Source organism: Ruegeria sp. CI8 (assembly GCF_056536865.1).
On the sequence record NZ_JBQFQL010000001.1, the window covers coordinates 545662 to 568558 of the forward strand.

The 22897-nt window shown below is 62.9% G+C and carries 25 protein-coding genes; 23 read left to right on the top strand and 2 right to left on the bottom strand.

Going from position 1 to position 22897, the window contains the following annotated elements:
• Positions 1–2: 2 nt before the first annotated feature.
• Positions 3–1355, bottom strand: a complete 1353-nt coding sequence (gene glmU, locus ACR0DA_RS02655; RefSeq protein ID WP_480752860.1) for a bifunctional UDP-N-acetylglucosamine diphosphorylase/glucosamine-1-phosphate N-acetyltransferase GlmU — start codon at positions 1353–1355, stop codon at positions 3–5.
• A 133-nt stretch (positions 1356–1488) separates the two neighbouring features.
• On the opposite strand from glmU, the gene ACR0DA_RS02660 reads away from it, so the two are divergent.
• The 3 genes from ACR0DA_RS02660 to ACR0DA_RS02670 all read left to right on the top strand — a co-directional run bounded on the left by ACR0DA_RS02660 (position 1489) and on the right by ACR0DA_RS02670 (position 4711).
• Entirely contained in the window at positions 1489–2160 is a 672-nt protein-coding gene (locus ACR0DA_RS02660) for an HAD-IA family hydrolase (protein ID WP_170340984.1), read from the top strand.
• A 40-nt stretch (positions 2161–2200) separates the two neighbouring features.
• On the top strand, positions 2201–3391 hold the full coding sequence (locus ACR0DA_RS02665; RefSeq protein WP_170340986.1) for a DegT/DnrJ/EryC1/StrS family aminotransferase: 1191 nt from the start codon (positions 2201–2203) through the stop codon (positions 3389–3391).
• Positions 3392–3547: 156 nt separating this feature from the next.
• Positions 3548–4711 (top strand): isovaleryl-CoA dehydrogenase, encoded by a 1164-nt coding sequence (locus tag ACR0DA_RS02670; protein ID WP_170445018.1) that lies wholly within the window; start codon positions 3548–3550, stop codon positions 4709–4711.
• A 51-nt stretch (positions 4712–4762) separates the two neighbouring features.
• Here ACR0DA_RS02670 and ACR0DA_RS02675 read toward each other — a convergent pair whose 3' ends face one another.
• A complete protein-coding gene (locus tag ACR0DA_RS02675; RefSeq protein WP_480752861.1) occupies positions 4763–5368 on the bottom strand; it encodes an OmpW/AlkL family protein in 606 nt (201 codons plus the stop codon).
• Positions 5369–5504: 136 nt separating this feature from the next.
• On the opposite strand from ACR0DA_RS02675, the gene ACR0DA_RS02680 reads away from it, so the two are divergent.
• The 20 genes from ACR0DA_RS02680 (at position 5505) to nuoG (ending at position 22733) form a co-directional block, all read left to right on the top strand.
• Positions 5505–7037, top strand: coding sequence for an AMP-binding protein (locus tag ACR0DA_RS02680; protein WP_480752863.1), 1533 nt, complete (start codon positions 5505–5507; stop codon positions 7035–7037).
• A complete protein-coding gene (locus ACR0DA_RS02685) occupies positions 7027–7827 on the top strand; it encodes a hypothetical protein (RefSeq protein ID WP_480752865.1) in 801 nt (266 codons plus the stop codon). Before ACR0DA_RS02680 ends, ACR0DA_RS02685 begins: the two co-directional genes overlap by 11 nt.
• Complete coding sequence (locus ACR0DA_RS02690; protein WP_480752866.1) at positions 7824–9428, top strand: carboxyl transferase domain-containing protein; 1605 nt, start codon at positions 7824–7826, stop codon at positions 9426–9428. The genes ACR0DA_RS02685 and ACR0DA_RS02690 overlap by 4 nt, the downstream gene beginning before the upstream one ends.
• A 13-nt stretch (positions 9429–9441) precedes the next feature.
• Positions 9442–9858 (top strand): ASCH domain-containing protein, encoded by a 417-nt coding sequence (locus ACR0DA_RS02695; protein ID WP_170357337.1) that lies wholly within the window; start codon positions 9442–9444, stop codon positions 9856–9858.
• 5 nt (positions 9859–9863) lie between these two features.
• Entirely contained in the window at positions 9864–11795 is a 1932-nt protein-coding gene (locus ACR0DA_RS02700) for an acetyl/propionyl/methylcrotonyl-CoA carboxylase subunit alpha (RefSeq protein ID WP_480752867.1), read from the top strand.
• A gap of 57 nt (positions 11796–11852) precedes the next feature.
• The gene (locus ACR0DA_RS02705; protein WP_480752869.1) at positions 11853–12707 is read left to right on the top strand and encodes a hydroxymethylglutaryl-CoA lyase; all 855 of its coding nucleotides are present in this window, start codon (positions 11853–11855) and stop codon (positions 12705–12707) included.
• Between the two features lie 9 nt (positions 12708–12716).
• Positions 12717–13505, top strand: a complete 789-nt coding sequence (locus ACR0DA_RS02710) for a crotonase/enoyl-CoA hydratase family protein (RefSeq protein ID WP_480752870.1) — start codon at positions 12717–12719, stop codon at positions 13503–13505.
• A 187-nt stretch (positions 13506–13692) separates the two neighbouring features.
• A complete protein-coding gene (locus tag ACR0DA_RS02715) occupies positions 13693–14058 on the top strand; it encodes an NADH-quinone oxidoreductase subunit A (protein WP_093964903.1) in 366 nt (121 codons plus the stop codon).
• Entirely contained in the window at positions 14049–14582 is a 534-nt protein-coding gene (locus ACR0DA_RS02720; RefSeq protein WP_093964904.1) for a NuoB/complex I 20 kDa subunit family protein, read from the top strand. Before ACR0DA_RS02715 ends, ACR0DA_RS02720 begins: the two co-directional genes overlap by 10 nt.
• A 12-nt stretch (positions 14583–14594) precedes the next feature.
• Positions 14595–15197: an NADH-quinone oxidoreductase subunit C gene (locus tag ACR0DA_RS02725; protein ID WP_480752871.1), complete on the top strand. Its 603-nt coding sequence runs from the start codon at positions 14595–14597 to the stop codon at positions 15195–15197.
• Between the two features lie 2 nt (positions 15198–15199).
• Positions 15200–15373: a hypothetical protein gene (locus ACR0DA_RS02730; protein WP_010442775.1), complete on the top strand. Its 174-nt coding sequence runs from the start codon at positions 15200–15202 to the stop codon at positions 15371–15373.
• Between the two features lie 7 nt (positions 15374–15380).
• Positions 15381–15506 carry a hypothetical protein gene (locus ACR0DA_RS02735; protein ID WP_261391884.1) on the top strand — a complete coding sequence of 42 codons (126 nt, stop codon included), beginning with the start codon at positions 15381–15383 and terminating at the stop codon, positions 15504–15506.
• Entirely contained in the window at positions 15506–16729 is a 1224-nt protein-coding gene (locus ACR0DA_RS02740) for an NADH-quinone oxidoreductase subunit D (protein WP_170420484.1), read from the top strand. The genes ACR0DA_RS02735 and ACR0DA_RS02740 overlap by 1 nt, the downstream gene beginning before the upstream one ends.
• The gene (locus tag ACR0DA_RS02745) at positions 16729–17877 is read left to right on the top strand and encodes an NADH-quinone oxidoreductase subunit E (protein WP_170371488.1); all 1149 of its coding nucleotides are present in this window, start codon (positions 16729–16731) and stop codon (positions 17875–17877) included. Before ACR0DA_RS02740 ends, ACR0DA_RS02745 begins: the two co-directional genes overlap by 1 nt.
• 32 nt (positions 17878–17909) lie before the next feature.
• A complete protein-coding gene (locus ACR0DA_RS02750) occupies positions 17910–18131 on the top strand; it encodes a DUF5337 domain-containing protein (protein WP_093964908.1) in 222 nt (73 codons plus the stop codon).
• Between the two features lie 12 nt (positions 18132–18143).
• Positions 18144–19442 (top strand): NADH-quinone oxidoreductase subunit NuoF, encoded by a 1299-nt coding sequence (gene nuoF, locus ACR0DA_RS02755; RefSeq protein WP_093964909.1) that lies wholly within the window; start codon positions 18144–18146, stop codon positions 19440–19442.
• A gap of 2 nt (positions 19443–19444) precedes the next feature.
• Positions 19445–19864: an MAPEG family protein gene (locus ACR0DA_RS02760; protein ID WP_480752872.1), complete on the top strand. Its 420-nt coding sequence runs from the start codon at positions 19445–19447 to the stop codon at positions 19862–19864.
• On the top strand, positions 19864–20241 hold the full coding sequence (locus tag ACR0DA_RS02765; protein WP_480752873.1) for a hypothetical protein: 378 nt from the start codon (positions 19864–19866) through the stop codon (positions 20239–20241). Before ACR0DA_RS02760 ends, ACR0DA_RS02765 begins: the two co-directional genes overlap by 1 nt.
• A gap of 98 nt (positions 20242–20339) precedes the next feature.
• Entirely contained in the window at positions 20340–20744 is a 405-nt protein-coding gene (locus ACR0DA_RS02770) for a DUF5333 domain-containing protein (RefSeq protein ID WP_170585849.1), read from the top strand.
• 3 nt (positions 20745–20747) lie between these two features.
• Complete coding sequence (nuoG, locus tag ACR0DA_RS02775) at positions 20748–22733, top strand: NADH-quinone oxidoreductase subunit NuoG (RefSeq protein ID WP_480752875.1); 1986 nt, start codon at positions 20748–20750, stop codon at positions 22731–22733.
• Positions 22734–22897: the final 164 nt, after the last annotated feature.

A 22897-nucleotide genomic window follows, 5' to 3' on the forward strand; every position in this document is an offset into this window, starting at 1 on the left:
ACTCAGGCTCCCTTGTCCCGGCGTGCCTTTTTCGCCTTCAGCATCTCGAACAGCTTGCGGGCATAGCCCGGTTTGTTTTCCTGTTTGGCGCGACCCACCGCCAGGGCGTCGGGTTCGATGTCGCGGGTCACGATGGTGCCCGTGGCCGTCATCGCGCCGCTGCCCACGGTGACCGGGGCCACCAGCATGGTGTTCGAGCCGACAAAGACGTTCTCGCCGATCACCGTGCGGTGCTTCATCACGCCATCATAGTTGCAGGTGATGGTGCCCGCGCCGATATTCGTACCCGCGCCGACCGACGCATCGCCGATATAGCTGAGGTGATTGACCTTGGCGCCCTCGGCGATTTCGGCATTCTTGATCTCGACGAAATTGCCGATACGGGTGTTCTCGGCCAGTTCCGCCCCCGGACGCAGCCGGGCATAGGGGCCGACCACGGCGCCGCGGCTGACATGGCAGCCTTCCAGGTGCGAAAACGCCCGGATCGCCGCGCCGCTTTCGACCGTGACGCCGGGGCCGAAGACCACGTTGGGTTCGATCACCGTGTCGCGGCCGATCACCGTGTCGGCAGCCAGATAGACCGTCTCGGGGGCCATCAGGGTGACGCCCAGATCCAGTAGCTCGGCCCGGGCGCGGGCCTGGAACACGGCGTCGGCCGCGGCCAGATCAGCGCGCGAGTTCACGCCCAGCGTCTGCGCCTCGTCGCACGAAACGGCGGTGACCTTCAGGCCGCGGTCGCGCGCGATCTCGACCACGTCGGTCAGGTAGTATTCGCCCGATGCGTTGTCGTTTCCGACCGCGTCGATCAGGTCGAACAGGGTGCCCGCGTCACAGGCCAGAAGACCGGAGTTGCAGAAGGTTATGGCGCGTTCTTCATCTGACGCATCCTTGAACTCGACGATCCGTTCCAGAGCATCTCCGTTCATCACCAAACGGCCATACCGGGCCGGGTCGGCGGCCTCGAAGCCCAGGATCACCAGATCGCTGTCAGCCCGCGCGGCGATCATGCGCTCCAGCGTGTCAGGCTGCAGAAACGGGGTATCGCCGTACAGAACGACCACGTCACCGGTGAACCCGTCCAGGGCCTCGCGCGCCTGGGCAACGGCATGGGCGGTGCCCAGCTGTTGGTCCTGCACGACGATGCGGGCGTCTTCATCCTCGGCCTGCGCGACTTTGGCCACCGCCTCGGCGCCGTGGCCGGTGACGATGGCCGTGCGTTCGGGTGCCAGAACCGACCCGGCGCGCATGGCGTGCACCAGCATCGGAACCTGGGCGATCGGGTGCAGAACCTTTGGGATATCCGAATTCATCCGGGTGCCTTTTCCGGCGGCAAGGATGACAAGGGCAGTGCTCATGAATGCGTTTTCTCTTTTGTTTTGTCGCGGTCCGTTTTATCCGCTGAGGGCAAAGGCGCAAGCCGTTCGGCCATCAAACAAGATTGCCGTTTGCAACACGACATGGCGGAAAACTGCCGAGCAAGGAGACAGAATGCGCACGGTCATCTTCGATCTGGACGGGACTTTGGCCGATACGTCGGGCGATCTGCTGGCGGCGGCCAACCATTGTTTCCGGCAGATGGGGCATGGCGACGTGCTGGTGCACGGGCAGGATGCGGCGGTGGCTTTGCGCGGCGGGCGGATGATGCTGACCCACGGGCTGAAACGCGTGGGCGCCTATGACGAAGAGACCGTGAACGCCTATTACCCGGTCCTGCTCGAGGCCTATGGGCAGGCGATCGACACCCACACCACCTTCTATCCCGGCGCGCTGCAGGCGGTCGAGGCGCTGAAGGCCGCCGGATACGGTGTCGGCATCTGCACCAACAAGCCCGAGGCGCTGGCCGAGCTGCTGATGACGCGGCTGGGAGCGCGGGCGTTGTTTGGCTCGTTGGTGGGGGCGGACACGCTGCCGGTGCGCAAGCCCGACCCCGCGCCGCTGCGTGAAGCGGCGCGCCGGGCCGGCGGGCTTCCCGACCACTGCATACTGGTGGGCGACTCGGATACCGACCGTAACACGGCCCTCGCCGCAGGGGTGCCTTCGATCCTTGTGACCTTCGGCCCGTCCGGTGATGACATGGCCGCACTGCAGCCCGATGCGCTGCTGCACCATTTCGACGATCTGCCCGCAATCGTCGCCGAGCTTGTGGGCGCGGCGGCCTGATCTCTTGACCCGCGCTGCGACTGGCCCCACAAACGACGCCATGACCGAGCGATTTTCTGGCAGTTTCACCCAGCAGGAGCCGATCCCCGACGCGGCGATCGAGGCGGCGCTGGCTGTTCTGCGTCACGGGCGGTTGCACCGCTACAACGTGGCCCCCGGAGAGCTGAGCGAAACCGCCCTGTTGGAACAGGAATTTGCCGCGCAGATGGGTGCGAAATACTGTCTGGCCGTGTCGTCGGGCGGCTATGCGCTGGCCACGGCCCTGCGTGCCGTGGGTGTCCAGCCGGGAGATGCGGTTCTGACCAACGCCTTCACGCTGGCCCCGGTGCCGGGGGCGATCGCCTCGGTCAATGCGCGCCCGGTTTTCGTGGGCGTGACCGAGGGGCTGACCATCGATCTGGACGATCTGGCGGCCAAGATGGACCGCGCCAAGGTTCTGATGCTCAGCCACATGCGCGGGCATCTGTGTGACATGGACCGGTTGATGCAGATGTGCGACGCCGCCGGGGTGACGGTGATCGAGGATTGCGCCCACACGATGGGCGCCGCCTGGCGCGGACAGTTGTCCGGCCGTCAGGGGGCGATCGGCTGCTATTCCTGCCAGACCTACAAACATGTGAACTCGGGCGAGGGTGGTCTGTTGATCACCGATGACGAGATGCTGGCGGCCAAGGCCACGATGCTGTCGGGCTCGTACATGCTGTACGAACGCCACCTTGCGGCGCCGGGTCCCGAGGTGTTCGAGCGGATCAAGTACACCACGCCAAACGTGTCGGGGCGGATGGACAATCTGCGCGCGGCGATCCTGCGCCCCCAGTTGCGCGATCTGGATCGGCAGGTGCGGCGCTGGAACGAACGCTATGCCGAGATCGAGGCGGGTCTGCGCGGCACACCCGGCCTGACCATCGTCGAGCGGCCTGCCGAGGAGAGCTATGTCGGCTCGTCGATCCAGTTTCTTCTACTGGATTGGGCGTCTGAGCAGATCGCCGAGGTTTTGCGGCGCTGCGCAGATCGCGGGGTCGAGCTGAAATGGTTCGGCGGGGCTGAGCCAACCGGGTTCACCTCGCGCTATGACAGCTGGCGCTATGCCGAGTCGGAGCGGATGCCCGAGACCGACCGGATTCTGCGCGGGATCATCGACATGCGCGTTCCGCTGACCTTCTCGCTGGACGATTGCCGTCTGATTGCCGGCATCATCCGCGCCGAGGTCGGCGCTGTTTTCCAACGGTAACTCAATCGAGTGCGCCATGCGGCGCACGCTCGAACCCTGCACAAGCCGCCTTGGGGCGGCTTTTTCATTTGGGTCACGCGATGATTGACCGCGCGGGGAAAGGTCTGTATCAGTTTATTGAACACCTGTTCATTAACGCGAAAGAGGAGAGCGCGGATGTTCACGGCGACAATGCAATTCGATCTGGGTGAAGATGTGAACGCGCTGCGCGAGATGGTGCACCGCTGGGCGCAGGAGCGGGTCAAGCCGGTGGCGGCCGAGATCGACAAGACCAACGCCTTTCCCAACGAGCTGTGGAAGGAAATGGGTGAACTCGGTCTGCTGGGCGTAACCGTTCCCGAACAGTATGGAGGCGCCGAAATGACCTATCTGGCGCATACGATCGCGGTTGAAGAAATCGCACGCGCCTCGGCATCGGTGGCGCTGTCCTACGGGGCGCATTCCAACCTATGCGTCAACCAGATCAAGCTGAACGGCACTGAAGAGCAGAAGCAAAAATACCTGCCGCGCCTGATTTCGGGCGAACACGTAGGTGCCCTTGCCATGTCGGAACCCGGCGCGGGGTCGGATGTTGTGTCGATGAAACTGCGGGCGGAAAAGCGCAACGACCATTACCGCCTGAACGGCAACAAATACTGGATCACCAACGGTCCGGATGCCGATACGCTGGTCGTCTATGCCAAGACCGACCCGGAGGCCGGGTCCAAGGGCATCACCGCCTTCCTGATCGAGAAAGAGATGAAAGGGTTCTCGACCTCGCCCCATTTCGACAAGCTGGGCATGCGCGGGTCGAACACGGCCGAGCTGATCTTTGAAGATGTCGAGGTGCCCTTCGAGAACGTGCTGGGCGAAGAAGGCAAGGGCGTTGCGGTTCTGATGTCGGGCCTCGACTATGAGCGCGTGGTGCTGGCCGGCATCGGCACTGGCATCATGGCTGCCTGCCTGGACGAGATCATGCCCTATCTGGCCGAGCGCAAGCAGTTCGGCAAACCGATCGGAACCTTCCAGCTGATGCAGGGCAAGATCGCCGACATGTACACCGCGATGAACTCGGCCCGGGCCTATGTCTACGAGGTGGCCAAAGCCTGTGACCGGGGCGACGTGACCCGGCAGGATGCGGCGGCGTGCTGCCTCTATGCATCCGAGCAGGCGATGGTGCAGGCGCATCAGGCCGTTCAGGCCATGGGCGGGGCCGGGTTCCTGGCGGATGCGCCGGTTAGCCGGATCTTCCGCGATGCCAAGCTGATGGAGATCGGCGCGGGCACCAGCGAGATCCGCCGGATGCTGATCGGCCGCGAATTGATGAACGAAATGCTCTGAAGAAAAACGCCTCGCCGACGAGGTCACGGCGAGGCGTTTTCGATCAAGGGATCAGAAGCGATGGACGTAGGAAACGCCAACCAGCCACGGATCGATTTCGGCCTTGCCGATGTCGGCTCCGTTGAGGGTGACGTCCGAGTCGATGTCGAACCAGCGGACGTTCAGGCGAACCGCGCCCTTGTCCGTGACCATGTAGTCCAAGCCGGCCTGCAGCGACACGCCGAAGGAGTTGTCGACCTTGAGATCGCCCAGCGGCGATTCCTCGTCAAAGAACACGGTGTAGTTCAAACCGGCGCCGACATAGGGTTTCCAGGCGCTGTCGGTTGCAAAGTGGTAGTTCAGCGACAGTGTGGGCGGCAGGTGCTTGACGCTGCCCGCGTCGACGCTTCCGCCCAGCGTGATGTCATGGCTGAACGGCGTTGCGGCCAAAAGCTCGATGCCCAGATTGTCACGAATGAAATACTCGGCGGTGAAGATCGGGCGGGTGTCCGAGTCGACGTCGGCGCTGAAGCCGGCGAGGGATCCGTTGTCGGATTTCGGGTCGAGGTAGCCGATACCGACACCAACGGTCCAGTCTCCCTGAGACTGGGCGAATGCGGGGGCCGAAACAGCGGCCAACGCGGTGGAAAGGGTGAGGATGGCGAGTTTGCTGGTCATGTTCTTGCCTTTGGTTTTGTGTGCAAGCCGACCATGCCTGAAGGACGGGGCGGCCACTCTGATCTGCATCAAGTTTCGTTGATGTTCGATATTCAGTTTGGCGCGACAAGTCGCTTAAATTTAAGGGAAAAACGCCATGCGTCCCGCTGAGGTCATACCGGGTTTGCGGTCTGGTGGCAGCTGGGACATTCCGCCCAGGCTGAACATGGCACGTCAGTGCCTGTCGCGGCCTAGTGAGCAGGTGGCGATCCTCGATCTGTCTTCCGCGGCTACGACCGAGATCACCTATGGTGAACTTGAACGTATGACCGACCGGCTGGTGCGCGGGTTGCTGGGTAGGGTGCAACCCGGCGATCGGGTCGGCGTGCTGCTCAGCCAGTCGCCGTGGTGCGCGGCCGCGCATCTGGCCATCTGGAAGATCGGGGCAATCTCGGTGCCGTTGTTCAAGCTGTTCAAACGCGATGCCCTTGCCTCGCGCATCGGCGATGCGGGCGCCAGGTATGTGCTGACCGACGGCGAGGGCGCCGGTATGCTGGGTGATCTGGCGCAGCCGCTGATCGTGTCCGAGCTTGGGGCGGACGGGCCTGCCGTGGATTTTGCTGACACCGGTCCCGAGGATCCGGCGGTGCTGATCTATACCTCGGGCACGACGGGCAAGCCCAAGGGCGCGCTGCACGGGCACCGGGTGCTGACCGGGCATCTGCCGGGTGTTTCGATCAGTCACAACCACCTGCGCGCAGGCGACTGCCTGTGGACGCCGGCCGACTGGGCCTGGATCGGCGGGTTGTTCGACGTGTTGATGCCGGGGCTGGCGCTGGGCATTCCGGTTGTTGCCGCGCGGCTCGACAAGTTTACCCCCGAGGCCTGCGCGGATGTGATCGCGCGCGGCGGCGTGCGCAACGTGTTCTTTCCGCCCACGGCCCTGCGGATGCTCAAGGCCGCGGATGTGACGATCCCCGGCCTGCGGTCCGTGGCTTCGGGCGGAGAGCCGCTGGGTGCGGAAATGCTGGCGTGGGGAGAGCGGGCCTTTGGCCTGACGATCAACGAATTCTACGGCCAGACCGAATGCAACATGGTGGTTTCCTCCTGCGCCGAGGATTTCCCCGCGCGCCCGGGCTGCATCGGCAAACCGGTGCCGGGGCATGAGGTCGCAGTGATAGACGCTGACGGCAACCCGACCGACGCCGAGGGTGATGTGGCCATCCGGCGCGGCTCAGCCTCGATGCTGCTGGAATACTGGAACAACCCGCAGGCCACGGCCGAGAAGTTTCGCGGCGATTGGCTGATCACCGGTGACCGCGGCGTGTGGGAGGACGACTATCTGCGCTTTGTCGGCCGCGAGGATGACGTGATCACCTCGGCCGGCTACCGCATCGGCCCGGCCGAGATCGAGGATTGCCTGCTGACCCATCCGGCGGTGGCCACCGTGGGTGTGGTCGGCAAACCTGATCCGCTGCGGACCGAGATCGTGAAGGCCTATGTGGTGCTGAAACCTGGAGCCAAGGCTTCGGAGCAAGAACTGCAGGATTGGGTCAAGGACCGTCTGGCGCATTATTCCTACCCGCGAGAGGTGGCTTTTGTGCAAGACTTGCCATTGACCGTGACGGGAAAAGTCATTCGCAAGGAATTGAAGCGTCGCGCGTCCGAGGAGATATGCCATGGCAGATAAATCCAGCGTCCGGACCGGAGTTGAATTCAGCGCGACCGTCATCGCGGTCATCGGGGCCGTTTGGGCCGGAAAGACCTATTTCGAAACGTGGATGCACGACACGATCGACAAGGCGGTCGAAGAAAAGATCGCCGTCATCGAAAAACTGCAATTGGCCGACCTTCTGGTTTTATACGGCTACCCGGATGAGGCCATCTCGGAATTGCGCAAGATCGCCGATCGGGTCGCGAGGCTGGACGCTGAAGACAAACGCAGGATCGCGTTCTACGACAACTATCTGGATGCGGTGGCCGATTCCGACGGCACCCTGAAATTCGAACCGGAAATCCGGATGCTGCACAGCGTCTTCAGCAACGAGATGCAGACCGACGGCTGGCACGACGAGAAGCTGGCCTATGTCGCAATGTTCCTGCCCGAGGCACAGGCGGATGACGGGTATTTCGACCGTCAGGTCGTGGGGCGGCTCAAGCTTGCGGTCAGCCAATACGAGGCAGACGACGACTATGAGAGCCTCGGGAGCGCCTATCGTAACCTGTCGCTGGCCTATCTGTGCCGGGGTGAACAGGACCAGGCCGTCGAGGCGATGGAAATGGCGGCCGAGATGCAGCCGTTCGAGTATTATTTCATGGTTCCGATGTGGGACCTTGAGGATTTCCTCGAAGAGCCGGAAATCAAGAAGCTGGACACCGTCTGCTCCAGCAACGTGTCGCAGGGCTACGCGCGCATCATGCAGAGCTTTGGCGTCAGCGAAAACCCCGTTCGCGAATTCCTGAGAGAGTATACCAGATGAAGCTGCGATCTTCCGCTTTGCCCTCGTCCGATGGCTTCAAGCAAAACCGTGCCGCGCACCTCGACGCGCTGGCGCAGATATCTGAGGCCGCCGAGGCCGCGCGCATGGGTGGGGGCGAGAAATCGCGCGAACGCCATGTGTCGCGGGGCAAGATGCTGCCGCGCCGGCGGGTGGCGAACCTGCTGGACCCGGGGTCTCCGTTCCTCGAAATCGGCGCGACGGCGGCGCATGGCATGTATGGTGGCGCGGCCCCCTGTGCCGGCGTGATCGCGGGGATCGGCCGGGTGCAGGGGCAAGAGGTCATGGTGGTCTGCAACGACGCGACCGTGAAGGGCGGTACCTATTATCCGATGACGGTCAAAAAGCACCTGCGCGCGCAGGAGATCGCCGAGGAAAACCATCTGCCCTGCATCTATCTGGTGGACAGCGGCGGCGCGAACCTGCCCAACCAGGATGAGGTCTTTCCCGACCGCGACCATTTCGGCCGCATCTTCTACAACCAGGCACGGATGAGCGCCAAGGGCATCCCGCAGATTGCCGTGGTGATGGGCTCGTGCACCGCGGGCGGCGCCTATGTGCCGGCCATGTCCGATGTGACGATCATCGTCAAGGAAAAGGGCACGATCTTTCTGGCCGGCCCGCCGCTGGTCAAGGCGGCGACGGGCGAGGTCGTCAGCGCCGAGGACCTGGGCGGCGGCGACGTGCACACGCGCCTGTCCGGCGTGGCCGACTATCTGGCCGAGGACGACGCCCACGCGCTGGCTCTGGCCCGCCGGGCGGTTGGGTCGCTGAACCGGAACAAGCCGCAGACGGTGGATTGGGCCAGCCCCGAAGACCCGGCCTATGACCCCGAGGAAATCCTGGGCGTCGTCCCGGCCGATCTGCGCACCCCGTATGACATCCGCGAGGTGATCGCGCGCTTGGTCGATGGCTCGCGCTTTGACGAGTTCAAGCCGCGGTTCGGTGAAACGTTGGTGACCGGCTTTGCCCATGTCAAAGGCTGCCCCGTCGGCATCGTCGCCAACAATGGCGTGCTGTTTTCCGAGGCCGCGCAGAAGGGCGCGCATTTCGTCGAATTGTGCAGCCAGCGCAAGATCCCGCTGGTCTTCCTGCAAAACATCACCGGGTTCATGGTCGGCCGCAAATATGAGAACGAAGGCATCGCGCGCCACGGCGCCAAGATGGTGACGGCGGTGGCTTCGACCAATGTGCCCAAGATCACCCTGCTGGTGGGCGGCTCTTTCGGGGCCGGGAACTATGGCATGGCAGGCCGCGCCTATCAGCCGCGGTTCCTGTGGACCTGGCCGAACAGCCGCATCTCGGTCATGGGCGGCGAGCAGGCCGCCGGTGTTCTGGCAACGGTCAAGCGCGACGGGATCGAACGGCAGGGCGGCACATGGTCGGCCCAGGAAGAGGCCGAGTTCAAGCGCCCCACGCTCGAGATGTTCGAGGAACAGTCGCACCCGCTCTATGCCTCTGCCCGGCTGTGGGATGACGGCATCATCGACCCGCGCAAAAGCCGCGACGTGCTGGCCCTGTCGCTGAGTGCCGCGTTGAACGCACCCATCGAGGACACGCGCTTTGGCGTGTTCCGGATGTAGAAGGGGCGGTTTGATGCTGGAAAGCTTGAAAGAAAGATATCCGGGGGCCGAGACCTTTCAGTTCGGCGACAACCGCGCATTGTGCGACGAGTTGCTGGCTCTGGTCCGCTCGGGGCGCAAGACAGCGACATGTGGCGCGTTGCGTGACTTTGCGACGGGTGGCGAGGCGATGCCGCAGGCAGGCCGCCGCGACATCGCGTTGGACTGGGACGGACGGCCCGCGCTGGTCATCGAAACGGTCGATGTGACGGTTCGGCGCTATTGCGATGTGGACGAGGCATTTGCCCTGGCCGAGGGCGAAAACGACAGCCTGGAAGGCTGGCGCGAGGATCATCGCAGATATTTCGAAAGAAACGGCGGCTTCGACCCGAAGATGGAGTTGGTCTGCGAACGGTTTCGCCTTGTGGAAGATCTGGCAGGGAAAGGGTAACGGCCATGTTTGACAAGATCCTGATCGCCAACCGGGGCGAGATTGCCTGCCGGGTCATCGAAACCGCGCACAAGATGGGCGTGGCCTGCGTTGCCGTGTACTCGGATTCCGACGCGGCCGCCAAGCATGTGCAGATGGCGGATGAGGCCGTACATATCGGCGGGGCGGCTCCGGCCGACAGTTATCTGAAGGGCGACGTGATCATTCAGGCCGCGCTGGATACCGGCGCGCAGGCGATCCACCCAGGGTACGGGTTTCTGTCCGAGAACCCCGATTTAGTTGATGCGGTTCGGGCGGCGGGCCTGACCTTCATCGGCCCCTCGGCGGATGCGATCCGCAAGATGGGCCTGAAGGATGCCGCCAAGGCGCTGATGGAGCAGGCCGGCGTCCCGGTCGTGCCCGGCTATCACGGCGACAACCAGGACCCTGAGCATCTGGCCGGTGCGGCCGACACCATCGGCTATCCAGTTCTGATCAAGGCGGTAGCCGGCGGTGGTGGCAAGGGGATGCGGCTGGTCGAGAGGCCGGCGGATTTCGCCGCTGCTCTGGACAGCGCCCGGGGTGAGGCCAAGACTGCTTTTGGCAATGATGCCGTTCTGGTCGAGAAATTCGTGGCCAAGCCCCGTCATATCGAGGTTCAGGTATTTGGTGACGGCACCCATGCCGTGCATCTGTTCGAGCGTGACTGCTCGCTGCAGCGCCGCCACCAGAAGGTGATCGAGGAAGCCCCGGCGCCCGGAATGACGCCCGAGATGCGCGAAGCGATGGGGCAGGCGGGCGTGCGCGCGGCCGAGGCCATCGGCTACAAGGGCGCGGGCACCGTGGAGTTCATCGTCGATGCCTCGGACGGGCTGCGCCCCGACCGGTTCTGGTTCATGGAGATGAACACCCGCCTGCAGGTCGAACACCCGGTGACCGAGGCCATCACCGGCATCGACCTGGTCGAATGGCAGTTGCGGGTTGCGGCGGGGGAAAGCCTGCCCAAGCGGCAGAGCGAGCTGTCGATCAACGGCCATGCCTTCGAGGCCCGGCTCTATGCCGAGGACGTGCCCAAAGGGTTCCTGCCCGCGACGGGCACTCTGACCCATCTGGAGTTTCCGCACGGCTGCCGCGCCGACAGCGGCGTGCGGGCGGGTGACACGATCAGCCCATGGTATGACCCGATGATCGCCAAGGTGATCGTGCACGGCCGGACCCGCGCGGTGGCGCTGGAACAACTGCACCGCGCGCTGCGCCGGACGCAGGTGGCGGGAACCGTCACCAACCTGTCTTTCCTGGGCGCACTGACCCGGCACGCCGGGTTTGCGGCGGGCGATGTCGATACCGGGTTGATCGGCCGCGATCTGGACGATCTGGTGCGCGAACCCGCCGTCACCCCGGCAATGACCGTTGCGGCGGCGATGGCCGCGACCGGGCTGGACAAACCCGCCCAGGACACCGGATTTACCCTCTGGGCCCCGCTGCACCGGGCGCTTCAGCTGAAGCGCGACGGCGAGGTTCTGGATCTGGACGTCCAGGTCGCAGGGCCGGACCGGCAGGACTGGCAGGTTGGCGGGGCCAGCGTGATCGCCGAACGGGTCAACGGCCGCTGGATCATCGACGGCCAGCCGATGCCTCCGGTTGCGATTGCGGGCCACGATGTCACCGTGTTCGACGCCTATGGCGTGAACTTCGAGATGCTGGACCCGCTGGACCGCGATGTCAGCGCCGCCGGTGACACCAACGTGGTCGAAGCGCCGATGCCCGGGCTGGTCAAGGCGGTATTTGCCGCGCCGGGGCAGGCGGTGAAGGAAGGCGACCGGCTGGCCATCCTCGAGGCCATGAAAATGGAGCATTCGCTGCTGGCCGCCCGCGACGGTGTCGTGGCCGAGGTTCTGGCCGAGGCCGGATCGCAGGTCGAGGCCGGTGCGGCGCTGGTCCGGCTGGAAGACGATTGAAACCCTGAACGCCCGCCCTGAACGGGGCGGGCCGGGACTGAACAGGAGGGCACCGCGATGGCGGAACGTGTCGAGATTTTCGAAGTGGGGCCGCGCGACGGGCTGCAGAACGAAAAGCGTGAAATCCCGGTTTCCGAGAAGATCGCGCTGGTCGACTGCCTCAGCCGGGCGGGGTTGAGCCGGATCGAGGTGGCCAGTTTCGTGTCGCCAAAATGGGTGCCGCAGATGGCCGGCAGCGCCGAGGTGCTGGCCGGGATCACCCGCGCCCCCGGCGTGCGCTATGCCGCGCTGACCCCGAACATGCGCGGCTATGAGGACGCGCTGGCTGCCGGGGCGGATGAAATCGCGGTGTTTGCCTCGGCATCCGAGGGGTTTTCCAAGGCCAACATCAACGCAACCATCGCCGAATCCATCGAGCGGTTCGTCCCGATCCTCGAGGCGGCGCGCCATATCGACCTGCCGGTACGCGGCTATGTTTCCTGCGTGACCGACTGCCCCTATGACGGGCCGACGCCACCCGCCAAAGTGGCCGAGGTGGCCGACCTGCTGTTTTCGCACGGCTGTTACGAGATCTCGCTGGGCGACACGATCGGCCAGGGGACACCCGACAGCATCGCACGGATGCTGCTGGCGGTGCGTGAATATGTGCCCGCCACCCGCCTGGCCGGGCATTTCCACGACACCAACGGGCGCGCGATCGACAATATCGACGCGTCGCTTGCGCTGGGCGTTCGAGTATTCGACGCAGCCGTAGGCGGATTAGGCGGCTGCCCCTACGCGCCGGGTGCGGCCGGGAATGTGGCAACCGAAGCCGTGGCAGCGCATCTCGAGCGGCTGGGCTATGACACCGGACTGGACGCCGCCGTGCTGAACGAAGCGGCGGAAATGGCCCGCGCGATGCGGGCGGGGTAAGAGGCTGACATGTTTGAAACCATCTCGATCTCCACCGACCTGCGCGGCGTTGCTACGCTGACGCTGAGCCGGCCGGAAAAACACAACGCGATGTCGGCGCAGATGATCGCCGAGCTGACGCAGGCCGCCGCGCAGCTGGGGGAAACCAACGACGTGCGTGTGGTAGTTCTGACCGGCGCAGGCAAAAGCTTCTGCGCCGGGGGCGACCTGGGCTGGATGCAGGCCCAGATGGCCGCCGACCCCGAGACCCGCTTTGTCGAGGCGCGCAAGCTGGCTGAGATGCTGAACGCCCTGAACTCCCTGCCCAAGCCGTTGATCGGCGCGCTGCAGGGCAACACCTTTGGCGGGGGTGTCGGGATGGCGTCGGTCTGCGACGTGGCCATCGGCGTGGACAGCCTGAAAATGGGTCTGACCGAAACCCGGCTGGGGCTGATCCCGGCCACTATCGGGCCCTATGTCATCGCCCGCATGGGCGAGGCCCGCGCGCGGCGCGTGTTCATGTCGGCCCGTCTTTTTGATGCGGACGAGGCGGTAGAACTTGGCCTGTTGGCGCGGGCCGTTCCGGCAGATGAGTTGGATGCCGCGATCGAAGCCGAAGTGCAGCCTTATCTGTCCTGTGCGCCGGGCGCCGTGGCCTCGGCAAAGGCGTTGGTTCGGGACCTCGGGCCGCGCATCGACGCCGCGGTGATCGACCACACGATCCGGGCGCTGGTTGACCGCTGGGAAACGGACGAGGCGCATGAGGGAATCAGCGCTTTTTTCGACAAGCGAAAACCTTCATGGAATAGTAAGGTTTGACCGCCCGCGACCATTTGAAGCCAAGGGCTTGCGCCTGGTGCAGCGCTGGGCGTTGGCAAGCCGAATATTCGGTGCCATGCGCGCTTCTGCTCGGTTGACCCTCTGACCCCGCGCGGATAGAGAATGTCCAGTCAACACGCCAATTGACGGCGCGTCTCGTTCGGGGTGCGCAGGAAAGGAGCCACTCGTGGAAGAGCTGTTGCGGGAATATCTCCCGATCCTGGTGTTTCTGGCCGTCGCCGTGGGCCTTGGAATCGTCCTGATTCTGGCCGCCGTCGTTCTGGCTGTCCGCAATCCCGACCCCGAAAAGGTCAGCGCCTATGAATGCGGGTTCAACGCGTTCGACGATGCGCGGATGAAGTTCGATGTCCGATTCTATCTGGTGTCGATCCTGTTCATCATCTTCGACCTCGAGATTGCGTTCCTGTTTCCCTGGGCCGTGGGCTTCAAGGACATCAGCGATGTCGGCTTCTGGTCGATGATGGTGTTCCTGGGCGTTCTGACCATCGGCTTTGCCTATGAATGGAAGAAGGGGGCCCTGGAATGGGAGTGATGACGGGTGCAAACACCGCGGGCGTCGACAAGGAAGTCGCCACTCAGGCCCTGAACGCCGAGCTGCAGGACAAAGGGTTCCTGCTGACCTCGTCCGAGGACATCATCAACTGGGCGCGCACCGGCTCGCTGCACTGGATGACCTTTGGTCTGGCCTGCTGCGCGGTCGAGATGATGCACACCTCGATGCCGCGCTACGACGCCGAACGCTTCGGCATCGCGCCGCGCGCATCCCCGCGCCAGTCGGACGTGATGATCGTGGCCGGTACGCTGACCAACAAGATGGCCCCGGCGCTGCGCAAGGTCTATGACCAGATGCCCGAGCCGCGCTATGTGATCTCGATGGGATCCTGCGCCAATGGTGGTGGCTATTACCACTATTCCTATTCCGTCGTGCGTGGTTGCGACCGCATCGTTCCGGTGGACATCTATGTGCCCGGCTGCCCGCCGACGGCCGAGGCGCTGCTGTACGGTCTGCTGCAGCTGCAGCGCAAGATCCGCCGCACCGGCACCATCGTCCGCTGAGGAGGGACCGAGATGAGCGAAGCACTCAAGGAACTCGGCACGCATATCGAGCTGAAGCGCACGGACTGTGTTCTGTCATGGAGCGTAGCCCATGACGAGCTGACGGTTGATGTTGCGCCCTCGAGCCTGGTGGAGTTTGTCGAGTTTCTGAAAACGGATCAGAACTGCAAGTTTTCGACCTTGGTCGACATTACCGGAGTTGATTACCCCGAACGTGCCAAACGGTTCGACGTGGTTTACCACTTTCTTTCGATGTACCAGAACCAGCGTATCCGTATCCGGATTTCGGTGCGCGAGGAAGACATGGTTACGTCGATCGTCGATGTGCACCCCTCGGCCAACTGGTTCGAGCGTGAAGTGTTCGACATGTTCGGCATCCTGTTCTCGGGCCACCCGGACCTGCGTCGCATCCTGACCGACTATGGCTTCCGCGGCTATCCGCTGCGCAAGGATTTTCCGACTACCGGGTATATCGAAGTCCGCTACGACGAAGCGCAGAAACGGGTCGTGTACGAACCGGTCTCGCTGGTTCAGGAGTATCGCCAGTTTGATTTCATGAGCCCGTGGGAAGGTGCGAACTATGTTCTGCCGGGGGATGAAAAACAGGAGACCTGACAATGGGTGGCATCTGGTGGCTGATCCTTTCTGCACTGACCATCATTCCGATGGTGAAGATTTTGCCGTTTTTCGGGATCAACAAATACTGGTGCCTTCTTTGCCTGGTCCCATTCGGCACGATCGCGTTGCTGTGGTGGGTCGGGTTGAAACTGCAGGAACTGGAGCGCCGCTGAGATGGTCATGCTGCTGGGGGAACTGATTGCGTTGGGTGCGCTGGGGGTCCTGCTGGCGGGGGCCGCAGCCAAAGCGCTTGAGGCGGAAAAGGTCCGGGTTCGGGCCGAAGCGAAAAAGAAACGAGGGCGTTGATGGACGGCTCAAGATACGATGACGGCAGCACGGACGCGCTGAGCGGAGAACAGAAGATCCGCAACTTCAACATCAACTTCGGCCCGCAGCACCCTGCGGCGCACGGAGTTTTGCGTCTCGTGCTTGAGCTGGACGGCGAGATCGTCGAGCGTTGCGACCCGCATATCGGCCTGCTGCACCGCGGTACCGAAAAGCTGATGGAAAGCCGGACCTATCTTCAGAACCTGCCGTATTTCGACCGATTGGACTATGTGGCGCCGATGAACCAGGAACATGCCTGGTGCCTGGCCATCGAAAAGCTGACCGGCGTCGAAGTTCCACGCAGGGCCTCGTTGATCCGGGTCCTGTATTCCGAGATTGGGCGCGTTTTGAACCATCTGCTCAACGTGACCACGCAGGCGATGGACGTGGGCGCGCTGACCCCGCCGCTGTGGGGCTTTGAAGAGCGTGAAAAGCTGATGGTGTTTTACGAGCGTGCCTGCGGTGCGCGCCTGCACGCGGCCTATTTCCGCCCCGGCGGTGTGCATCAGGACCTGCCGCCCGAGTTGCTGGACGACATCGAGACCTGGAGCCACGAGTTCCCCGCCGTTCTGGACGACATTGACGGACTGCTGACCGAGAACCGGATCTTCAAACAGCGCAACTGCGACATCGGCGTGGTGACCGAGGACGAAATCCAGCAATACGGCTTCTCGGGCGTGATGGTGCGCGGATCGGGCTTGGCCTGGGACCTGCGTCGCGCGCAACCCTATGAATGCTACGACGAGTTTGAGTTCCAGATCCCCGTTGGCAAGAACGGGGACTGCTACGATCGTTACCTGGTGCGGATGGAAGAAATGCGCCAGTCGGTGTCGATCATCCGGCAGGCCATCGCCAAGCTGCGCGACTGCCCGGGCGACATTTTGGCCCGCGGCAAGATCACCCCGCCGAAACGCTCGGACATGAAGACCTCGATGGAGAGCCTGATCCATCACTTCAAACTTTACACCGAAGGCTTCCACGTCCCCGCAGGCGAAGTCTATGCCGCCGTCGAAGCGCCCAAAGGCGAGTTCGGCGTCTATCTGGTCGCCGACGGCACCAACAAGCCGTACCGCGCCAAGCTGCGTGCGCCCGGTTTCCTGCACCTACAAGCCATGGACCACGTCGCCAAGGGCCACCAACTGGCCGACGTCGCTGCCATCATTGGCACCATGGACGTCGTATTTGGAGAGATTGACCGCTAATGCTCCGCCGTCTTCATCCCGAACAACCCGAAAGCTTTGCCTTCACCGCCGCCAACCAGCAATGGGCCGAAGCGCAGATCACCAAATACCCCGAGGGCCGTCAGGCCAGCGCGGTCATCCCGCTGCTCTGGCGCGCGCAAGAGCAGGAGGGTTGGCTGAGCCGCCCGGCGATTGAAACCGTCGCTGACATGCTGGGCATGTCCTACATCCGGGTGCTTGAGGTTGCGTCCTTCTACTTCATGTTCCAGCTGCAACCGGTTGGTTCCATTGCGCATATTCAGGTTTGTGGCACGACGTCCTGCATGATCTGCGGGGCCGAGGATCTGATTGCTGTCTGCCGCGAAAAGATCGCGCCCAAGCCGCACCAGCTGTCGGCGGACGGCAAGCTGAGCTGGGAAGAGGTCGAGTGCCTGGGTTCCTGCACCAACGCGCCGATGGCACAGATCGGTAAAGACTATTACGAGGACCTGACCGCCGAGAGTTTTGGTCGGATCATTGATGAACTGGCCGCTGGCAAGGTTCCGGAGCCCGGGCCCCAGAATGGGCGCTATGCGGCCGAGCCTCTGGGCGGGGTGACCAGCCTGAAGGACTACGAGGGTGGCAAGGCAAAGCACAATGCCAGTGTACAACTGGCGACGGAACTGGGCGATACCGTCAAGCGCATCGACGGAAACGAGGTTCCGATACTAACGCCATGGTTGGGCAAGGATGGCAAGGCCGCCGGAGCGAAAGCCGCACCCAAGCCGCCGAAGGTGCCAGAGCAGGGCAAACCAGCCGCCCGTCAGGCCGCGCCCAAGAAATCCGCCAAGGCGGAGCCATCTTCGCCCGAGGGCGCCGCGGCCAAGCCAGAAGCGACTGAGGCTCAGCCCGAAACGCTGAGCGGTGCGCGCGACGGCAAGCCCGACGACCTCAAGCTGCTGAAAGGTGTGGGGCCGAAGCTCGAGCAGACGCTGAATGAGCTCGGGTTCTACCACTTCGATCAGATCGCAGCTTGGACGCCAGAACATGTCGCCTGGGTTGATGCCCGGCTGAAGTTCAAGGGCCGGATCGAACGCGACGGTTGGATCGAGCAGGCGGCCAAGCTGGCTGCTGGCGAGGAAACCGAATTTGCCAAACGTGCCAAGCAAGACGGCACCTACGAAGACTGAGAGACGGTGCCCGATACGGGCATCGGAGTGTGATGGACAAGGACAAGGAACAGGCCATCGCCCGCAAGGGCCGACATATCGGCGTGGTCATCGCGGTGACCATGCTGTTGTGGCTTGCCATGACCCTGTTCATCGGCCCGGCGCTGGAGCTGCCGGGACGCTTTGCGCTGCTGTTTGATTTCGCCGCGATCGCGGCGTTCATCTATGCGGGCGTCAACATATTTCAACTCTGGCGCATGCGTCAGGACAGCTGAAGGTAACACGCGATGCTGAAGGATCAGGACCGGATCTTTACCAACATCTACGGGATGCACGAGCGCACCTTGAAGGGCGCCCAGGCCCGGGGGCATTGGGACGGCACTGCTGGCCTGATGGAAAAGGGTCGTGACTGGATCATCCAGACGATGAAAGACTCAGGGTTGCGCGGGCGTGGCGGTGCGGGCTTCCCGACTGGCCTGAAATGGTCGTTCATGCCGAAGGAAAGCGATGGCCGCCCGTCCTATCTGGTGGTCAACGCCGACGAATCCGAACCGGGCACCTGCAAGGACCGCGAGATCATGCGCCACGATCCGCACACGCTGATCGAAGGCTGCCTGATTGCGTCTTTCGCGATGAATGCGCACACCTGCTACATCTACCTGCGCGGCGAGTACATTCGTGAGCGCGAGGCACTGCAGGCTGCAATTGACGAAGCCTATGACGCGGGCCTTCTGGGCAAGAATGCCGCTGGATCAGGATGGGATTTCGACCTGTTCCTGCATCACGGGGCAGGCGCCTACATCTGTGGTGAGGAAACCGCCCTGATCGAAAGCCTCGAAGGTAAGAAGGGCATGCCGCGCATGAAGCCGCCGTTCCCGGCGGGGGCGGGTTTGTATGGCTGCCCGACCACGGTGAACAACGTGGAATCCATCGCCGTCGTGCCCACGATCCTGCGCCGCGGTGCCGACTGGTTCGCCGGTTTCGGTCGCCAGAACAACGCGGGCACCAAGCTGTTTGCCGTCTCGGGTCACGTCAATACCCCCTGTGTGGTCGAAGAGGCGATGTCGATCAGCTTTGAAGAATTGATCGAGACCCATTGCGGTGGCATCCGCGGCGGGTGGGACAACCTGTTGGCCGTGATCCCCGGTGGATCGTCCGTGCCTTGCGTGCGCGGCGAGAACATGCGCGACGCGATCATGGATTTCGACTATCTGCGCAACGACCTGGGCTCGGGGCTTGGCACGGCGGCGGTGATCGTGATGGACAAGTCCACCGACATCATCAAGGCCATCTGGCGCCTGTCGAAATTCTACAAGCACGAAAGCTGCGGCCAGTGTACGCCCTGCCGCGAAGGCACGGGCTGGATGATGCGGGTGATGGATCGCCTGGTACGCGGCGAGGCCGAACTGGAAGAGATCGACATGCTGTTCGAGGTGACCAAGCAGGTCGAAGGCCATACGATCTGTGCGCTGGGTGACGCGGCCGCATGGCCGATTCAGGGCCTGATCCGCAACTTCCGCGAAGAAATCGAAGACCGCATCAAGGCTCAGAAATCGGGCCGTATGGGTGCGATGGCGGCGGAGTGACAATGATGGAAGCTTATGCAGAGTATTCCCACGCGATTGCGTCTTTGGTGATTTTCACACTGGTCGTTTTGTTCCTGTCGCCGTTTTCGGCACTGGCGAAACAGGGCAAAGGGCTGGCTCCCGGCGCGACCCCCGACCAGGACTATGCCGACAAGGCCTATCGCTTGAACCGTGCCTATCTGAACGGCACTGAGACTTTGCCCGCGTTTCTGACCGTTACTGTGGCGGCCATTCTGTTGGGCGCCAGCCCGTTCTGGGTGAACTGGCTGGCCGCGATTGCCTTGGTCGCGCGACTGGTGATGCTTGTCGTACACATTCAGGGCGTCGGCAAACCGCATAGCGGTATTCGTTCAGTCCTGTATGTGGTGGCTTGGGCCTGCATGTTCGTGCTTGGGATCCTTGCATTGGTGGCTGCATTCTGATGGCCGTCACACTTGTTGATATCACCGCGAACCTGCGTCGTCCGGCTTTCGGTGTGCTTGTTCTGCTGACGCTGCTTTCGGCCTGCGGGACAGCGCCAACAAGCGACCGGATTCTGTTTGACGGCAAGTCGTTTCGGGCGAAGGCAAAGCCGGTCGACAAGAAACGGTCGCCTGCGGATTTCACCGTGACGATCAAAGGTGTGTCGGCTTCGCTGGACGGCGCGCGCGAGGCTGGTCGGTACGAGGGCACCCGGTTCTGCATTCAGAATTTCGGTTCCTCCCGCATTGCGTGGAAGGTTGGTCCTGACACCGAACCGCAGAACCTGCGCGTCGAAAATGACAGCCTGACATTTGCCGGAGCCTGTCAACGACCATGAGCTTCGCTATTGCATATCCTGCGCTGATCGGACGGCTGTTATTGCATAACAGCCGTGCCGTGGGACGTCTTGGGGAACCCAAGACGAAAGGATATGTCATGAAACATGTGAAACTTGCCGCAATTGCCTGTGCGATGGCGTTGCCCGTCTCGGCGGACGCCAAACCGCCCTTGCGCGAAGTCAAGGAAATCGACAACGAACTCTACTACATCGCCATCGCAAATGAGATCTCGGAATACTGCCCGTCGATCAGTGGGCGGCGTATGAAGGCAATCGGCGTGATGTGGAGCCTACGGTCCAAGGCCAACAGCCTGGGTTATTCGGACGGAGAGATCCGGGCCTATGTCGAGTCGGATTCCGAAAAGGCGCGGATGCGGGCCAAAGGCGAAAAATACCTCGCGCAGAACGGCGTGAGCTACGGAAAAGCTGAAACATTCTGTGCCCTGGGGCGCAAGGAAATCGAACGAAACAGCGCCATTGGCGTGTATTTGAGGGCGAACTAGACCATGTCTGACCTCCGCAAGATCGTAATCGACGACAAGGAAATCGAAGTCGATGGCGCGATGACCCTGATCCAGGCCTGCGAACAGGCCGGGGTCGAGGTGCCACGGTTCTGCTATCATGAGCGCCTGTCGATTGCCGGTAACTGCCGCATGTGCCTGGTCGAGGTCGTGGGCGGGCCGCCCAAGCCCGCCGCCTCGTGCGCGATGCAGGTGCGCGATCTGCGCCCGGGGCCGGAGGGTCAACCGCCGGTGGTCAAGACCAACTCTCCCATGGTCAAGAAGGCCCGGGAAGGCGTCATGGAGTTTCTGCTGATCAACCACCCTTTGGATTGCCCGATCTGCGACCAGGGGGGTGAATGCGATCTGCAGGACCAGGCAATGGCCTACGGTATGTCGGCCAGCCGGTTCAAAGAAGCCAAGCGGGCCGTCGATGATCTGGATCTGGGTCCGCTGGTTGGTACGGCCATGACCCGCTGCATCAGCTGTACCCGCTGTGTGCGTTTCACGACCGAGATCGCGGGTATCGACCAGATGGGCCAGACGGGCCGGGGCGAGGATGCGGAAATTACCTCGTACCTGAACCAGACGCTGGATTCGAACCTGCAGGGCAACATCATTGACCTGTGCCCAGTGGGGGCGCTGACTTCCAAGCCTTATGCCTTTACCGCACGCCCGTGGGAACTGACAAAGACCGAAACCATCGACGTGATGGATGCGCTGGGATCGAACATTCGTGTCGATACCAAGGGCCGCGAAGTGATGCGCATTCTGCCGCGCAACCATGATGGCGTGAACGAAGAGTGGATCTCGGACAAGACGCGTTTTGTCTGGGACGGTTTGCGCCGTCAACGTCTGGACACGCCCTATATCCGCGAAAACGGTCGCCTGCGTGCCGCCAGCTGGCCCGAGGCTTTGGCCACCGCCGCAGCGGCGATGAAGGGCAAGAAGGTTGCCGGTCTAATCGGCGATCTGGTTCCTGTCGAAGCCGCCTTTGCGTTGAAGCAGATGATTGAGGGGCTGGGTGGCAAGGTCGAATGCCGAACCGACAATGCCCGCCTGCCTATCGGTAACCGTTCGGGCTATGTCGGCAATGTGACGATCGAGGAGATCGACACGGCGAAAGAGATCATTCTGATCGGCACCAACCCGCGGGACGAGGCCCCGGTGCTGAATGCGCGCATCCGCAAGGCGTGGCTGGCGGGCGCCGATGTCAAATTGATCGGCCCGGCCGTTGATCTGACTTATGATTACGAGCACCTCGGCACCGACCGCGATGCGCTGGCCAAGGCCAAGGCAAGCAGCGAAGCCGTTGTGATCGTCGGACAGGGCGCCGTGTCCGAGGCAGACGGTCTGGCCGTTTTGGCCGCCGCGCGCGCGCTGTCGGGTCGGATGCTTGTTCTGCACACTGCAGCGGCCCGCGTTGGTGCGATGGATGTGGGTGCCGCGACGGAGGGTGGCCTTGAGGCTGCAATCGACGGCGCCGAGGTGATCTTCAACCTGGGCGCGGACGAGGTCGATATAGATGCGGGTCCATTCGTCATCTACCAGGGCAGCCACGGAGACCGCGGTGCGCACCGCGCCGACGTCATCCTGCCAGGCGCAGCCTATACCGAGGAAAACGGTCTGTTCGTCAACACCGAGGGTCGCCCTCAATTGGCGATGCGGGCCGGATTTGCGCCGGGTGAAGCCAAGGAAAACTGGGCGATCCTGCGGGCGCTTTCGGCGGAGTTGGGCGAGAAACTTCCTTATGACACGTTGGCCCAGCTGCGGCAAAAGCTGATCGAAGCAGTGCCGCATCTGGCCGGGATCGACCAAGTGCCCGAGAACGAAGAACAGGCAATCGAGGCCGGACCTTTGGGGCAGGCCGATTTCCGGACCGTGATCAAGGATTTCTATCTGACCAACCCGATTGCACGAGCCTCGCAGTTGATGGCCGAGCTTTCGGCGCTGGCCAAGGCGCGCGGTGACCAAAAGATTGCCGCGGAATGAGGCTTGCGACGACCATAAACCGCAAAGCGGGCGGAAACCCGAGCTCGTTTTTCCGAGAGGAGATGCGAGGGGCGTGGTCGTGTGTTTTGCCGAATGAAATGAAGGAAAAAGGTGGCGTGCAGGCAGCGGATGCTGTTTACACCAACTCGCCAAACCAATCGCAG

Coding starts and splice junctions, on each gene's coding strand:
- ACR0DA_RS02665 (WP_170340986.1), top strand. CDS start 2,201: ATGACCGAGCGATTTTCTGGCAGTTTCACCCAGCAGGAGCCGATCCCC.
- ACR0DA_RS02725 (WP_480752871.1), top strand. CDS start 14,595: ATGAGCGAAGCACTCAAGGAACTCGGCACGCATATCGAGCTGAAGCGC.
- ACR0DA_RS02690 (WP_480752866.1), top strand. CDS start 7,824: ATGAAGCTGCGATCTTCCGCTTTGCCCTCGTCCGATGGCTTCAAGCAA.
- ACR0DA_RS02705 (WP_480752869.1), top strand. CDS start 11,853: ATGGCGGAACGTGTCGAGATTTTCGAAGTGGGGCCGCGCGACGGGCTG.
- ACR0DA_RS02660 (WP_170340984.1), top strand. CDS start 1,489: ATGCGCACGGTCATCTTCGATCTGGACGGGACTTTGGCCGATACGTCG.
- ACR0DA_RS02695 (WP_170357337.1), top strand. CDS start 9,442: ATGCTGGAAAGCTTGAAAGAAAGATATCCGGGGGCCGAGACCTTTCAG.
- nuoF (WP_093964909.1), top strand. CDS start 18,144: ATGCTGAAGGATCAGGACCGGATCTTTACCAACATCTACGGGATGCAC.
- ACR0DA_RS02710 (WP_480752870.1), top strand. CDS start 12,717: ATGTTTGAAACCATCTCGATCTCCACCGACCTGCGCGGCGTTGCTACG.
- nuoG (WP_480752875.1), top strand. CDS start 20,748: ATGTCTGACCTCCGCAAGATCGTAATCGACGACAAGGAAATCGAAGTC.
- ACR0DA_RS02770 (WP_170585849.1), top strand. CDS start 20,340: ATGAAACATGTGAAACTTGCCGCAATTGCCTGTGCGATGGCGTTGCCC.
- ACR0DA_RS02685 (WP_480752865.1), top strand. CDS start 7,027: ATGGCAGATAAATCCAGCGTCCGGACCGGAGTTGAATTCAGCGCGACC.
- ACR0DA_RS02680 (WP_480752863.1), top strand. CDS start 5,505: ATGCGTCCCGCTGAGGTCATACCGGGTTTGCGGTCTGGTGGCAGCTGG.
- ACR0DA_RS02750 (WP_093964908.1), top strand. CDS start 17,910: ATGGACAAGGACAAGGAACAGGCCATCGCCCGCAAGGGCCGACATATC.
- ACR0DA_RS02765 (WP_480752873.1), top strand. CDS start 19,864: ATGGCCGTCACACTTGTTGATATCACCGCGAACCTGCGTCGTCCGGCT.
- ACR0DA_RS02720 (WP_093964904.1), top strand. CDS start 14,049: ATGGGAGTGATGACGGGTGCAAACACCGCGGGCGTCGACAAGGAAGTC.
- ACR0DA_RS02675 (WP_480752861.1), bottom strand. CDS start 5,368: ATGACCAGCAAACTCGCCATCCTCACCCTTTCCACCGCGTTGGCCGCT.
- ACR0DA_RS02670 (WP_170445018.1), top strand. CDS start 3,548: ATGTTCACGGCGACAATGCAATTCGATCTGGGTGAAGATGTGAACGCG.
- ACR0DA_RS02735 (WP_261391884.1), top strand. CDS start 15,381: ATGCTGCTGGGGGAACTGATTGCGTTGGGTGCGCTGGGGGTCCTGCTG.
- ACR0DA_RS02730 (WP_010442775.1), top strand. CDS start 15,200: ATGGGTGGCATCTGGTGGCTGATCCTTTCTGCACTGACCATCATTCCG.
- ACR0DA_RS02700 (WP_480752867.1), top strand. CDS start 9,864: ATGTTTGACAAGATCCTGATCGCCAACCGGGGCGAGATTGCCTGCCGG.
- glmU (WP_480752860.1), bottom strand. CDS start 1,355: ATGAGCACTGCCCTTGTCATCCTTGCCGCCGGAAAAGGCACCCGGATG.
- ACR0DA_RS02760 (WP_480752872.1), top strand. CDS start 19,445: ATGATGGAAGCTTATGCAGAGTATTCCCACGCGATTGCGTCTTTGGTG.
- ACR0DA_RS02740 (WP_170420484.1), top strand. CDS start 15,506: ATGGACGGCTCAAGATACGATGACGGCAGCACGGACGCGCTGAGCGGA.
- ACR0DA_RS02745 (WP_170371488.1), top strand. CDS start 16,729: ATGCTCCGCCGTCTTCATCCCGAACAACCCGAAAGCTTTGCCTTCACC.